General features: G+C 51.8%; 9 protein-coding genes and 1 pseudogene. 2 read left to right on the top strand and 8 right to left on the bottom strand.

The genetic code is table 11. The annotated features are described in order from the left end of the window. The 5 genes and pseudogenes from IPJ88_16060 to IPJ88_16080 form a co-directional block, all read right to left on the bottom strand. Positions 1-1,362 (bottom strand): 50S ribosome-binding GTPase, encoded by a 1,362-nt coding sequence (locus IPJ88_16060; protein QQR89685.1) that lies wholly within the window; start codon positions 1,360-1,362, stop codon positions 1-3. Then, entirely contained in the window at positions 1,322-2,236 is a 915-nt protein-coding gene (locus IPJ88_16065) for a sulfate adenylyltransferase subunit 2 (protein ID QQR89686.1), read from the bottom strand. Before IPJ88_16065 ends, IPJ88_16060 begins: the two co-directional genes overlap by 41 nt. Positions 2,237-2,247: 11 nt before the next feature. Next, positions 2,248-3,144, bottom strand: coding sequence for a hypothetical protein (locus IPJ88_16070; protein ID QQR89687.1), 897 nt, complete (start codon positions 3,142-3,144; stop codon positions 2,248-2,250). 8 nt (positions 3,145-3,152) lie between these two features. Next, positions 3,153-5,656: pseudogene (locus IPJ88_16075) on the bottom strand (DUF2309 domain-containing protein). Between the two features lie 42 nt (positions 5,657-5,698). After that, positions 5,699-7,267, bottom strand: a complete 1,569-nt coding sequence (locus IPJ88_16080; protein ID QQR89688.1) for an NADH/ubiquinone/plastoquinone (complex i) — start codon at positions 7,265-7,267, stop codon at positions 5,699-5,701. Positions 7,268-7,340: 73 nt separating this feature from the next. On the opposite strand from IPJ88_16080, the gene IPJ88_16085 reads away from it, so the two are divergent. Continuing rightward, a complete protein-coding gene (locus tag IPJ88_16085; GenBank protein ID QQR89689.1) occupies positions 7,341-8,246 on the top strand; it encodes a LysR family transcriptional regulator in 906 nt (301 codons plus the stop codon). Positions 8,247-8,467: 221 nt separating this feature from the next. Here IPJ88_16085 and IPJ88_16090 read toward each other — a convergent pair whose 3' ends face one another. Then, a complete protein-coding gene (locus tag IPJ88_16090; protein ID QQR89690.1) occupies positions 8,468-9,550 on the bottom strand; it encodes a hypothetical protein in 1,083 nt (360 codons plus the stop codon). Then, entirely contained in the window at positions 9,531-10,730 is a 1,200-nt protein-coding gene (argJ, locus tag IPJ88_16095; protein QQR89691.1) for a bifunctional glutamate N-acetyltransferase/amino-acid acetyltransferase ArgJ, read from the bottom strand. Before argJ ends, IPJ88_16090 begins: the two co-directional genes overlap by 20 nt. 131 nt (positions 10,731-10,861) lie before the next feature. Between argJ and IPJ88_16100 the strand changes: the two genes are divergently transcribed. After that, a complete protein-coding gene (locus tag IPJ88_16100; GenBank protein QQR89692.1) occupies positions 10,862-11,275 on the top strand; it encodes a peptide chain release factor-like protein in 414 nt (137 codons plus the stop codon). Between the two features lie 59 nt (positions 11,276-11,334). Here the strand turns inward: IPJ88_16100 and secA are convergent, their stop codons facing one another. Further along, positions 11,335-14,523, bottom strand: a complete 3,189-nt coding sequence (gene secA, locus IPJ88_16105) for a preprotein translocase subunit SecA (GenBank protein QQR89693.1) — start codon at positions 14,521-14,523, stop codon at positions 11,335-11,337. Positions 14,524-14,569 lie beyond the last annotated feature (46 nt).

Here is a 14,569-nt window from a genome sequence, read left to right on the forward strand (position 1 = left end):
TCACGAATATCCCAGACCTTTGTACTGCCTTTGCTTTGAGAGCTGTTCGACCGAGGTGTTAATCGGACGTAGCACCGCTGCCCCGCTTGTCTCGTTGCTTTGCTCGTCGACAATAATAAATGAACCCGTCATTCGGTTGCGCTCGTAGCTATCAAAGAATAGCGGTGTCTTGGTACGGAAGCGCACTCGCCCGATCGCATTTCGTTCAAGCCCAGAAGACTTAGGCTTGCGATGCAAGGTATGAAGATCCAACTCGTAATCGATCGCAATCACTATGGCACGCACCCAACGAAACGTGTGTTTGATGAGATATTCTTGTCCAACTTGCAAGGGTCTTTCTCCTAACCAGACAAGCATCGTTGCAAGATCACTTGCAATACTCGGGAGGTTGGCAGGTCTGCACAGCATATCGCCACGAGAAACGTCCAAGTGATCTTCCAAAACAATGGTTGCAGGCATGGAGGGATGGGCTTCTTCTATGGACTCCCCGTACAGTTCGATCTTCGCAATCCGGCTACGTTCCATGCTCGGCAGAACGACAAGTTCATCACCAACACGAAACACCCCACTCGCTACAACTCCCGAATAGCCTCGGTAATCAGCAAGACTCTGTGACCTTATGACGTGTTGCACAATAAAACGTGCGTCAATAAAATTATGATCCGATGCAATATGCACCGTCTCAAGCAAATGAAGCAAGGAGCGACCTCGATGCCACGGCATTCGTTTGCTTTCGTGCACGACGTTGTCACCATCCAATGCACTGATCGGAAGGAAAGTCACATCGCGTACCGGCAGCTTTGCAACGAACTGGGAAAGCTCTTGTCGAATGCTTTCAAAAACACTTTCATCGTAATCGCAACGGTCCATCTTGTTGATAGCAAAAACAACATGCTTGACTCCAAGCAAGGAGACGACCGCAGTGTGGCGACGAGTCTGATCGAGTACACCGTGGCGCGCATCAACGAGTATCACCGCAAGGTCGGCCGTGCTCGCACCAGTGACCATGTTGCGCGTGTACTGAGCGTGACCCGGTGCATCGGCAATAATAAATTTCCTCTTTGGTGTCGAGAAATAGCGATAAGCCACGTCAATCGTTATCCCTTGTTCTCGCTCCGCACGAAGGCCGTCAGTGAGCAATGCAAGGTCTGCACGCTCATCGCCCCGGCGTTTGCTTGCCTCCCTGATGTGCGCCAGCTGATCATCGTGAACTGCCTGACTATCGGTGAGCAGACGGCCAATTAGTGTAGACTTTCCATCATCGACACTGCCTGCAACGATAAATCGCAAGACTTCTTTTGAATAAGCCGGGGCTTTGGTTTTAGAAGTATCCTTCACGCTTTCGATCCTCCATCGCAGCATCACTTGTGCGATCATCCGCTCGGGTCGCGCCACGCTCCGTCACACGAGCCGAAGCCACCTCGTTAACAACACTATCGATCGTAGTCGCGTTCGAGCGAACAGCGCCTGTGCAAGTCATGTCGCCAATGGTGCGAAAACGCACCATCTCTTCAAAGACCTTTTCGTGTGGCAATTGTTTTATAAAAGATGATGGCGCATAAAGCATACCGTCTCGTTCGAACACTGAACGCTTCTTCGCGAAGTACAAGTCAGGCATCCTGATGTTCTGCGCGCGGATGTATTCCCAAACGTCAAGCTCCGTCCAGTTGCTAAGTGGAAATACTCTAAAATGCTCGCCCGGATTGATGCGTCCGTTGTAAAGCGACCATAGCTCCAAGCGTTGGTTCTTGGGGTTCCACTGGCCATCCACATCGCGGTGGCTAAACACGCGCTCTTTGGCCCGCGCTCTGTCCTCATCGCGTCGTCCCCCGCCGACTGCAGCATCAAAACCGTAATCCTTTAGGGCATCAAGCAAGGTCACCGTCTGTAAGCGATTCCTACTTGCCCGCAAGCCAGTCGGGTCCATCACCCGACCTTCATCAATCGATTTTTGGACACTGGCTACAATTAAATCGATTTTATTCTCGCGCACAATCTGATCGCGCAACGCGATAATTTCCGGGAAGTTATGTCCAGTATCGACGTGCATAATCGCAAAGGGCATGGCTGCCGGTCGAAAGGCTTTTTGGGCCAGATGCAGCAGCACAAGTGAGTCCTTCCCGCCACTGAACAGCAGCACCGGCTTTGACATTTCGTGGTACATCTCCCGAAATACGAAAATTGCCTCAGCCTCGAGGGCAAGCAAATGGATCGGTTTTGATTCGCGATTCACCACGTAACCTTTCTTTAGGGGTTACAAAGAGTACAGTATTGAGGGTCGGCACTTCGCAAACCGTCGGGCCGGTGCTGATGCATTCGAAATGGGCAGGCCGCACACGCCCATATTTCTTTTTCAACGAGCGTACTTGGTGCACCACATTCTGAGCAGGGCAAACCAAGCACTGCTTTTTCAAAACCAAAGCCAGCCACTCCGCATTCAGGACAGCTCCGCGCTACGCGATCCGCAAGCCGTTTTGCCAGCTTTGCGATGGTTTCCATTCTTCGCTGGTTCATGTGTGCACGCATATCTGTTTGGACGAAGGCTTTCCGATCGACAGACTGTGCGCAACAACGGAGGATAGCCTTTTTTAAATCATCAAAGTTGCGAATCCCTTTACTCATGGTCGTTATGTCAGCTCGCGCATCATTGGGTGCAGTGACAAGTGCATGATGAGGTAAGTCTATCCCGTGTACAAAGTCCTCCAAGCCAGCAAAATCGGTACCTATCGTGACGGCGTTGTATACGGGGCTTGGCTCAAGAATGCTCTCAGTTATTGCAATACCTTTATCCGCATCGACAAAGACCATGAGTTCTAGGCCCGAATAGCTAAACGGAAGAGCAGGATGCGGACCGTAGCTGCCTTCCGATGCTATGGCGAGCGTATGGCCGCTAAGCTGCAGACCAGCTTGCGCTTTAGCCAGCGCTGCATCATTCATGGTTCCCAAACGCGGAATCTCTCCTGTGAAGGTCCCCATCTGGTCGGTATCCAAGCCGCAAGGTGTGTGCAGCTTGATGCCGAGTCGCCTAAAAAAGGGCTGAGCAATAGCTTCTTCCTTTTTGTGCATGCTCGCCAAGCAACCGACCATTCCTCGATAGTCACCGGCTTGATCGAAACCATCGCGATTCTTCGAAAAAGGTTGCACAGCGCTCCTTAGGCAGCTTGCGTTTCGATCGAACGCTCGAGTGAGCTCCATTGTAGGCTCCCTAAATAACGGTGACTGATTTGACCTTCATCGTTTAGTACGAACAGGTTAACCCAGCCGTTATCTACCAGATTTTTTATGGACTCGTGTTTCTCAATCGTAGCATTAATCGCTTCAAGCGGCGCTTCAATCAACACGTTCAGACGCACAGGCTCATGCTGCAATTGCTTCCCATCGTATAGCGACTGCCAAGGCAATCCAACGCGAAGATCACCGGTGTTTCCCTCCAACACACCGGTTGTTCCACCGACAACGTTGTGCAGTGTCTTGTTTCCAGCTCCGAAAAGGGCGTTGTCGACCGTCGAGGCGTAGTACTGAAGGCTGATCCAACTGGCAACCACCATGGGTGCCGTCATGATAAGCTCGAGCACGGAAAAGTTTTTATCGTTTTTCCAGTCATAAGAGTGAAGAAACGCACGGCCTTGCAAATCAAGGTTCAGTGTTCGGGTACGTGGCGCAACCACGAAAGCCGCACAACCCGCAAGCCCCCATTCAGGACGTACTTGGGCCCAATCGCGGCTACGGTAAAAGCAACTGTTGCTTCGAGATTCTGGCTCAGTTGTGCCGCGAGCGGCTCGCTCAAGTCGCGCCAAACCTCCAGCGTCTTTGAAACTCTCCTGCAACTCAAACAGATCACGCGCGTGCGATTCGGGTACTTCCGCCCTGTTCAGTATGCGCACTTGATCCGTTGTGGTGTCATGCAGTGCCGCAAGGAAAAAAGTGTCCTCGGGTATCACAATGTCTTTTTGCGTAGCCCATCACGAACTGCCGGATCGTTTAGCACCACGGCAGCCACCGTGGCGTTGGCTTCACCCGTTCGACCGCCGCACGCCCCACAATCGAGCCCCGCTGCATGCGGATTGTTCACGCTGCTCGCGCCATGCCCGGCGAGTACCACCATCCGTGCAAAACCTTTGGTCAGTGACATTGCCCTAAGGGCGTTAGCCGCTAGCTCTATGCGATCTTCAAGGCAGATGCCGGTGCTGCGAGGCTCAAAACCTGTCTTTTCGAGGACAAGGCTTCTCTGCGATCCTTGCTTTGCAAGACCCTCGGTTGAGGGATGAGGCACCGGACGCGTTAGTGCAAAGGCGTCGGTAAAGAGTTTGGGTAGATAGAATAGACCAATGGGTCCCACGAAACTAAAACAAGAAATCGCACCCATTTTGAAACTCTGCCAAGCACGCGAAAGATGATGACGCTCGAGGCGTTTTTGGTGTACCTTCGATCGTTGTTCTTCATCAGCAGCAGACTCCACCACACGATGCGTCGGTCGAAGAAGTACAGGACATTGCGGCACTGCTTTGTTGTGCGCGATCGGGACCACTTCGATAGGAAAGCCGAAAAACCCTGCAAAACCCATGGTTGCAATGCGCGGGTTGGAGCGCTCCAAATGGCGACGAAATACCTCTGAGCGCACGTCGATACAAAAGATGCATTGAGCTTGGGAGCGCTCTTTGTTTGCTCTTTTCAACTCAGAAACATAGGAAGATCCCTCATCGCCCCCCTTGCGATTATTGAACTGAGCAAGCAGCTTTTGTTGCACTCGTTTTTCGTAGGCAAGCTGCAAAATCAGCCGCGCCCGAAACTTGGAATCGGCACTGTGGTTGGCTGAAAGCTCGAGCATGGTCTGTCTGGCTGCACGCCAGCCCGCGGTAAATTGCTCATCCTCAAACGCCTTGAGCAGCGCAACTTCCACTGCCAGTAAAACAGCAAGAAACTCAATCAACGTATCGTCTTTAGACTGCTCGTAAAGCTTTTTCTCCCAGACAATGCGCGCCGCACATGCGGACCAACCCCCTACACGCATCAATAGCCGATGCAGATAAAGCTCTTGGGCTTGCTCTGGAATGTCAAGCAGCCTCAGCGCCTCCGATGCGGCTTCGAGCGCCGAGTCGGGTAGTGTACGAAGCGTTGAGCGAAAATGCCGCGCCCCCATCACCTCAGGGCTGCGATCAATCTCAGCCTCAGTTTTCCACGACAAAAAAAGCGAGCCTGTACGCTGTGGCTGCCAAGCCGCAACCTGCGTATCAAAATAGGATGCTGCCCATGAGCCTACATACTCGACGACAAAACGATTCCAATCGCTGTGTCGTTGCGCATCAATGACATCTGTAACGGTTGGGATCATCGATTCATCCGTCTGCAAATCTCCACGCTCGATGGTGGCGACAAGGTGTTCGCGCTCTTTTTCCAGTCCTAAATCTTGGATGGCTTCGTCGATGTGCTGCCAGCCGATTTGCCCCGAGCTAACCTGCCTATGAAGCGTATCGGCAGGCAGAGTCATCTTTGCTGCAGCAACTATGCTCAGCGTCTGGGCTGCTTCAAGGAAGCTTTTGTCTGCAAATCCTAAAAACGGGTTTACCGCTACAAAGCGATCGAGCGGCCAGACCGGCGCGATCCTTTGTGATACTCGGCGAAGAAAGTCCTCGACTTCATATTGCGATTCAGTCATCGGAGTGCTGCTATTCATCTACTTGCTTCCTTTCAATCAAAATCAGACCATGTTTGAAGACCGACTCAACGCACCGAGCCACCGATCGAAAAGCGTATTGGCATAGAGCCCATGACGCACATGAACGCGCAGGCTCTGCGCGAAACGGGACTGCCTGCTCCAGCCTGAAAGCTGAAGCCAAATGGCTATGAAAAAACTTAGTACCACTACGCCACCGAGAACGAGCGTTACGGGATTCGGTGCTCTGATCTCAGGAAAGGAGTCCAAAAGCATAAGCTGGGCACCTTGCTCAAGCAAAAAGAATGAAACGGTTACCAATGTCGCAAGGCCCGTTGTTTTGAGATAGACCAAAACTTTTGCTGGGCGATCGAAACTTGCGCCAAGCAACTGACTGAGACCAAGCACCACGATGGCGCCGATAAGCACAAGGGAGGGCTCTTCCCAAGGCGTAAAACCAAGAATCCAGGCCACCGTTAAGTAGGCTCCGAGCGCCAGAACGAAGCTAGCAGCTATCGTAAAAGGTTTATAAAGGCGCGGGGATATAGCAATGGTTCTGGACTGAAAGCTATCGACGGCGCTACCTGCGGAAAGAAAAGCATGCGCTTTATAGAAACTGTGGGCGACAAGATGCAGCGCGACCGCCGGGTAGACGTGCAAACCACATACAAAAAGCATAAAGCCCATGTGCGCTGCGCTCGAATAGCCCAACGCAACTTTAACAGAGGGTTGCGTTCGTAAAACGACTGATGCAAATAAGGCAGTAAACCCGCCAAATACGATCAAAAGCCATGAGGCCACTTGCCCATTGACCATGATGGGCGAAAAGCGAAGCACCAAATACGGTCCCGCGTTTAGGACGCCAGCATGCAGAAGCGCTGAGACTGGTGTTGGCGTCTCCATCATCTCCACAAGCCAACCGTGTGTCGGAAACTGAGCCGACTTTAGCAGTGCTGTAAGCGCAATGAAAACCGTAGCTATGGCCACCAAGGAGGATTGGTTTTGAGGATGGGCGACTAGGATAGATTCCAGATCGCCGGTGCCGTAGGCTAAATAAAGAAGCACAAATGCGACTGCAAGCATTGCATCACCAAGACGCGCCACAATAAATTTTTTGCGTGCTGCGTGACGCGCTCGCGGCCGTTGCGCGTAAAAGACAAGCAAGCGTTGCAGGCACAAACTGGTAGCAACCCAGCCTACATAGAGAATCAAAAGATTATTGGCAAGAACGAGTACTTGCACAGCCGCCACTGTGGCCGCAAACCATCCCATGAAAACACCGTGGCGTGCATCGCCATCGAGGTAGGTTTGGCTAAAGCGCCCTATCACGAAAGCCAAAACAGACACCATGGTGAAGATGGTCACACTCAAGGCATCGACACGTAGGGATAAGCCAAGACCCCCGACGCCGAGCAGAGGGCTTGTACTCGGAGCCCCAAGGAGGCGAACAAGCCCCACGCAAAGGGCAGCCGCTACGCTAAATGCGGTCGCAAAGGCTAGAGCGCGGGCCACAATCCGAGAGCGATGGTCCGGATTGCGTGCACAAAGATAGCCAACAGTGAGCAGTGTGATCGGACAGAGTATAAGTAAGATGAAAATTGGTATGGATGGCACGTTTCAGACTCCTGGGTTGTTTTAATGTCTTATCGGCCTTTGAATCATTTATCCAATGCATTATTATCATATAATGCATAAACAAAAACGAACGATTGAAACGCTGCCGAGTCTCCTAAACTATCAGCACCTTTACTACTTTTGGGCTGTAGCGACCGAAGGAAACCTTACTCGAGCGGCCGAAAAACTTCGTGTTACGCAGTCTGCCGTTTCAGTGCAACTTCGCAAGCTCGAGGATAGTATCGGCCACGCTTTGTTCTGGCGGCAAGGACGCGGTCTAGAGCTTACCTCGCATGGACGGTTAGCTCTTGATTACGCTCATCGTATTTTTTCCACCGGAGACGAACTACTCGAAGCTCTGCACCAAGAATCCGAGGTGCAACGCAAAACTCTGCGTGTAGGCGCGCTTGCAACGCTGTCACGCAATTTCCAAATTGCGCTTCTCAGACCCCTCATGCAGAAGCATAAGATTCGACTTTTACTGCGATCCGGCTCTCTTAACGAACTTGTTGAGCGCCTCGAGCGCCATGATCTTGACCTAGTGCTTACAAATTTTCTACCGCGAAGAAACGAGGACTCCGTTTGGGTAGCTCATACCCTCGATACCCAACCAGTCAGTTTAGTTGCAACGCAACCACGAGCATCAAGGAAGCTTAGATGCTTGTTATCTGAAGAGCGCCTTGTTCTGCCTTCTAAAGAATCGGGTGTACGCATCGGTTTCGATGCCCTGGTCCAACGAATGGGTATTCAGCCCCGCATCATTGCGGAAGTGGATGACATGGCCATGCTCCGTCTTGTTGCTCGTGAGCAGAATGGCGTGGCGGTTGTCCCTCCCATTGTTGTTCGCGACGAACTTGAGTCGGGAGCTCTTATCGAGATTACACACCTTCCGAAGCTTGAGGAAACCTTTTTAGCCCTGTCAGCGGACCGTATCTCCCCACATCCTCTTTTAGTCGAGCTTTTGAGCCGAACGAAATAGCAACACATCGCGAATCAATGCACCAATTCGCTGCACTCTAATCTCGCAGCCAGAGCACTATGCGGATGCTCCGTCCAACTGCACGAAGATCGCAAGCAAGCACTTTGCTGCCCTCGCCCGAATTATGTTGTTTTTTCTGGCTAGCAAACCGCAAGACATAAGCTTTTTGTTAGCCTAGACGAAAAGCGAGCAAGGGAACTGCCAAATTAATCCGAGCACTGCTAACGAGCTCTCGTTCTGGGCCATGAAGCAAAAAACACCACTAAGCAAGTGCGGCCTTTTTTGTTGTGTGCGGTGGCCATACCGACATCTGTGAAGCGCGAGTCGAGCAGGACTTTTAGGTGCGACGGACTGCTAAGCAACGATGAAAAGGCCATTTCCGTGTCCCGAGCTCTGGCAATGGCTTCTCCGGTGGCATCGGCGCTTAATCGAAGCTTGCCCAAACGTTCTTCGGGTCCTTCTCCGCTTTCGCCTCGATGCGAGACTTTGTGGCTCAGGCATACTTGCTCAGCGTGCTGCTTCGCTTGCTCTGATAGTAGTCGATTATTACGAAGTGCACCTGCATTGAAATGAGAACGCAGCGTTTGTAGTTGCTCGCGAGGGCCCCCATGGACCTTCAAGCTATTGCCGATTTCTTCTTTCAGATCGGTACGTCCAAATTCGATCACCGGATAACCACCCGAGGGATTCTCGGTATGCAGCTGCAAAAGCGCCTTGCTTTGAAAAACAGGGTCGATCGCAAAGCAATATTCATCGCCGGTTTCATGCAAAGGCAGTTCATAGAGCATAAGCTCCGCGTCTACTGCCAGTAACTGTGGACGATAAAATCCTTCGGCCAAACGAAAACAACGTTGATTGCCTTCGGCCAACTCACTGAAAACCACCGCACGTTCCACTGCAACCCAAAGGCTATGATCTCCATGGACTGCTAAACCACACGCCAAAGGCGCATCGCTTTGTTGCCGCAAGGATTCAAACCAATGGTCCTGAGCAGCATACGACGCAGTTTTGCCCCGCCATGCATGCACGCGCAATTCCCATACACCAAACTCTCGCGCCCTTGGGTAAAGTGCTTCTTCATCGATTGCACCGAGCTCACCTAGCCCCAGAGCAAAACGATCAAGATTGGCTGCTCTAGCGCATGCTGAGATTTTCCGAGGCGCAGCAGCGAGCCTCGTCTCCTTCGTCAGCCCAGGATACTTCGAGGGAACGGTTCTCGGCGGGCTCTGGCGATATGAATGAAGCGATGATGTACCGCAGCCCAGAGCCAACGCTATCAGCAAACTAGCTGCGGTAGTCTGCATTAATCCGCACATACTCGTGTCCAATATCGCTTGTCAGATAGCTTGCTTCGAAATTGCTCGCGCCTAGCTCAAGACAAATTGTGTACTGTTCCTTTTTCATCACAGCGGCGGCGCGTTTTTCTTCGGCAGGACCGAGCCCCACGCCTTTTTCGACTAGCGTGACCTGGTCAATCAAGATTCTTGCTTTGTTTCCATCAAAAGCTACGCCAGCATTGCCAGCGGCCATGAGCAGTCGTCCCCAATTCGGATCAGCTCCGTGCAACGCCGTTTTAACCAAGAGCGATGTAGCTACTTTTTGGGCCACCGCACGGCAGGCCTTTTGACTTGCGAGCCCCTTTACCACAATACGCACGCAATGCTCCGCCCCTTCGCCATCGCGAACGATGCTCTCGGAAAGTTCCTGCAACACTTCCGTGAGTGCTCTAAGGAAACTTCGGTACTCAGGGCTACCTTGCTTGAGGCTATCGCTCATGGCCTTACCCGAGGCCATCAGAGAAATCATATCGTTGGTGCTGGTATCGCCATCGACGGTCACTCGGTTAAAACTCTCATCGCATGCTTTGCGCAAACACTGCCTGAGTAACGCGGGCGCTAGCTTTGCATCGCTAAGCACAAAACAAAGCGTTGTGGCCATGTTGGGATGAATCATTCCGGCCCCCTTGGCCATACCCAAAACACGGACTTTGTGTTTGCCAAGGTTCACATCACGCTTGGCAATTTTTGGCCAGCGATCGGTGGTCATAATCGCTTCAGAAAACACCGCAGCGCTATCGGGACTCAGCGCACCAATTAAGGCAGGTAGCGCACCTTCAATCCGCGACGCTGGTAAAGGAAGGCCAATGACTCCTGTCGAGGCAGCCAACACATCGCTGTGTTTGCAGCCCAGGTGTTTTGCAAGTGATTGCGTGGTCTGGAGCGCTGCCTGCATTCCAAGCGCACCTGTGCAAGCATTCGCGTTTCCGCTATTGACCAAAATGGCGCGAGCCAGTCCATCTCGCACACGTCGCTCGGTAAGCTGCACTGGAGCTGCTTTGATGCGATTCTGTGTGAGCACTGCAGCCGTGGGAACCACTTCATCGGTGCAAATCAAGCCCAAGTCCAGAGCATTTCCCTTTTTAAGGCCACAACTCATAGCGGAAAAAGCAAAACCTTCTACTTTTAGATCAGTCTTTGTTGCCATGATCGCTTAGACTTGTCTTTCCCCAACAGAAGGTCAAGATCCGTTGAGCTTTCCTGGCGCTTCGCCTGCACAGGCCTGGCTTCACATTCGCAGCCTAGAGCGCTACTCAAGGCATGCTAGACTAAGTTGTCATGCCTCCCATCAGCCAAGAAAAGATTAAAGCACTCGAAGCTTTGCTCAAAAGGCTTGGTATCGAGGAAGCAGATTTGCTTGAAAAATTTGTTCGAGGGAGTGGCCCGGGCGGTCAGAAAATCAACAAAACATCGGTAGCGGTCTACCTTCGGCACCTACCAAGCGGCATCGAGGTCAAGGTTCAACAAAGTCGTTCCCAAGCCACCAACCGCTTTTTGGCGCGCCGAGAACTTGCCGACCGCCTGATTGAACAGAAGACGCAAGAAAAAAGCCAAAAACAACAGCGCATGGAAAAGGTTCGGCGCCAAAAACGCAAACGTTCCAAGCGCGCCAAAGAAAAGATACTTGCTGACAAGCATCATCAAAGCGAGAAAAAGAAGAACAGAAAGAAACCGGGAAGCGACATACCGTAGCCCTACGGACTGCAGAAGCTACAGGCTGCTTGAGATGCGCGGCAGCCGTGCAAAGCTCCTCAGCCTACTTCAGCGTTCGCTTCGTTTTGATCTGTACGCAAATGACACTGCTTGTATTTTTTACCGCTGCCACAATGACAAGGATCGTTTCGGCCTAGTTTCGGTTTATCCCGCTTGACCGTTTCGCCTCGCAATTGCTGAAGTTGCTCCGGGCTAAGTTGCGTAAGCTGTTGTGGTGCAGCACCTTGCTTTTTAGCCAAACGCCGCGCATGGCGACTAAGTTGTCCACCGTCCGCTCCTGAGCCTCCGCCCTGTGCAGCATCGTGCGACATGCGGATAAGTTCCTGGCGCGCATCGACCTGCCTTTTACGTTGAGCTTCAAGCCGTGCGACGTCTTCTTCCGCCATGGTCTCAAGTCGATAAATGGCCGAAGCGACCGTGAGTTTAACGCTTTCCATCATTTGCACAAAAAGATCAAAACCTTCCTTTTTGTACTCTTTCTTTGGATCGCGCTGCCCGTAACCTCGAAGGCCAATGCCCTCACGCAAATGTTCCATGTTTTGCAAGTGATCAATCCATTGCCGATCGATCTCTTGTAAAAACAAATTGCGGAATACGCGCAGAAACTGCAGATGTCCCAGTACTTCTATTTTCTTATGAAGCAACGCTTCGGCATCGTCGTAGAGCTTAGTTGCCAGTTCTTGCACATCGGTGATCTTTTCAAGTCCGCTTGCTCGCACATCAAAGGTGCCAGAAAAGGCCTCGGTTAGTCCCTGGATATCCCAATCCTCAAAATGCTTATTGGGCGGACAAGCACGCTCGACCATAACGCCCACAAGCTCATCCACTAAAGCAAGCAAACGCTCCTGCTGCTCAGCCAACGATGAGCCGACTTCTTGTTCCAGAATCTGAAGCGCTTTTTCCGGCTCTTCACGATAAGGGCTCAAATCAACGCGGCAGCCAAACCACACATAAACATCGCGCTCAATAAGTGCAGTGCGCAAAGTGCCCAGCGAGGACAATTCGGCTTGCTGCGCCTGCTTTCGAAAACGCTCAAGTTCCTCTTGCGATGCACCTGGCGAAGGTTGTGGTCCGCCATGAAACTTGATCATTTGCTCAAGCACCGGTTTGGCAAGCTCAGCATACTTTGGATCAATCGTACTTATAAGCGGAACGGGCTCAACGCCGCGCTTTTGTTCTTCTTCAGTGGGCACCGTTCGGTACTGACCACAGAGCACCTGCTTGCGAAGGACGTAAACGCTCTTACGCTGCTGGTTCATGACATCGTCGTATTCCAGCAAGTTTTTACGAATGTCGAAGTTGCGTTCTTCGACTTTCTTTTGCGCGTTCTCAACAGCTTTAGTCACCCAACGATGCTCAATAGGCACATCTTCTTCCATGCCTAAGGTATCCATCATGCGCTGGACTCGATCCCCAGCGAAAATACGCATCAGATCATCCTCAAGCGAAAGGAAAAAACGTGAACTACCAGGGTCGCCCTGACGTCCGGAACGACCACGCAGCTGGTTATCAACACGCCGCGATTCATGTCGCTCGGTACCAATGATCATTAAACCACCGTTATCGAGCACTTCTTTCTTTTCCTGTTCACATTGCTCACGGTAGCGCTCAGTCTCGGCATCGACAGCGGCTTCAAGTGCCTCTTTATCTGCAAGCAAGGCTTCATCAGCACGCTCGAGAACCTCGTGACGTGCAAGCATGTCTGGATTACCACCAAGCACAATATCGGTACCGCGGCCCGCCATGTTGGTCGCCACCGTCACGGCACCTTTTCGGCCTGCCTGAGCGACGATATACGCCTCACGTTCATGCTGTTTGGCGTTTAGCACGTTGTGCTCAACGCCGCGCTTGTTCAGCAATCGAGCAAGCGCATCGGATTTCTCGACGCTGGTCGTACCGACGAGCACAGGCTGCCCACGCTGCTGTGCGTCTTCAATCTCAGCAGCCACTGCCTTGAACTTTTCGCGCTCGGTTTTGTAAACCAAATCATCGGAATCAATCCTTTGAATGGGCTTGTTTGTTGGTACAACCACTACATCAAGGTTGTAAATTTTATGAAATTCTGCAGCTTCGGTATCCGCGGTGCCCGTCATGCCAGCAAGCTTGCCGTACAAACGAAATAGATTCTGAAAAGAAATGGTAGCAAGGGTGATATTTTCATCTTGAATCGGCACGCGCTCTTTGGCTTCGATGGCCTGATGCAAACCGTCCGACCAACGCCTGCCTGGCAAGGTACGACCCGTAAACTCATCAATGATCATTACCTTGCCTTCAGCGGTAACCATGTACTGCTGATCACGCTTATATAGCGTATGCGCGCGGAGCAACTGCTGAAGAATGTGCAGGGTTTCTAGATTAACCGGATCGTAAAGGTTTTCCTCTTCGGTGATGCCACGCTCTTTGAGCATGGTTTGAGCAAGGATAATGCCTTCTTCGGTTAGTGTGACGTTGCTGGCTTTTTCATCAACGGTGTAGTGATCGTCTTTGCGCAAACGCGGCAAGATGTCGTTGATGCGAATGTATTTTTCACTGGCAGTTTGCCCTGGACCACTGATGATCAATGGCGTTCGCGCTTCATCGATCAGAATCGAGTCAACCTCATCGACAATCGCGTAGTGCAAATCACGCTGCACATAATCATGAATGCTAAACTTCATGTTATCGCGCATGTAATCAAAGCCAAACTCGTTGTTTTGACCGTAGGTAATATCGGCAGCGTAGGCTTTCTTTTTTGAACTATCGCCCTGAGAATGCACGACAACACCAGTGCTCATGCCCAAAAAACGGTAAAGCTGCCCCATCCATTCGGCATCGCGCGTGGCCAAGTAGTCGTTCACCGTAACGACATGCACACCTTTGCCGGCAAGAGCGTTGAGATAGCAAGCAAGGGTGGCAACCAGTGTCTTACCCTCACCGGTTTTCATTTCAGCAATCTTGCCTTCATGAAGCACCATGCCGCCCAAGAGCTGCACATCAAAATGCCGCATGCCCAAAGCGCGTTTGCCTGCTTCACGCGCCGTTGCAAAGGCCGGAATCAAAAGCTCGTCGGTACTGGCTCCGCGCTCAATCATCGCGCGAAACTCTGCCGTTTTGCCGCGCAGCGCTTCATCGCTCAGGGCCTGATACTCAGGCTCGAGCAGGTTAATCGCGTCGACTCGTGGCTGCATGCGCTTGAGTTCACGCTCGTTTTTGGTTCCAAGTATCTTTTTTAATGCCCATCCGTACATTGCCGGCGCAATCTAAGACCTCAGAAGGCAATGCGCAACGTCTGGA

This window comes from Myxococcales bacterium, assembly GCA_016699535.1.
GTDB lineage: Bacteria > Myxococcota_A > Polyangia > Polyangiales.

Bases quoted from the DNA above. Each gene is read 5' to 3' on its own strand.
- IPJ88_16090 (QQR89690.1), bottom strand. From the start codon at position 9,550: ATGCAGACTACCGCAGCTAGTTTGCTGATAGCGTTGGCTCTGGGCTGC.
- IPJ88_16060 (QQR89685.1), bottom strand. From the start codon at position 1,362: ATGCTGCGATGGAGGATCGAAAGCGTGAAGGATACTTCTAAAACCAAA.
- secA (QQR89693.1), bottom strand. From the start codon at position 14,523: ATGTACGGATGGGCATTAAAAAAGATACTTGGAACCAAAAACGAGCGT.
- IPJ88_16085 (QQR89689.1), top strand. From the start codon at position 7,341: ATGCATAAACAAAAACGAACGATTGAAACGCTGCCGAGTCTCCTAAAC.
- argJ (QQR89691.1), bottom strand. From the start codon at position 10,730: ATGGCAACAAAGACTGATCTAAAAGTAGAAGGTTTTGCTTTTTCCGCT.
- IPJ88_16100 (QQR89692.1), top strand. From the start codon at position 10,862: ATGCCTCCCATCAGCCAAGAAAAGATTAAAGCACTCGAAGCTTTGCTC.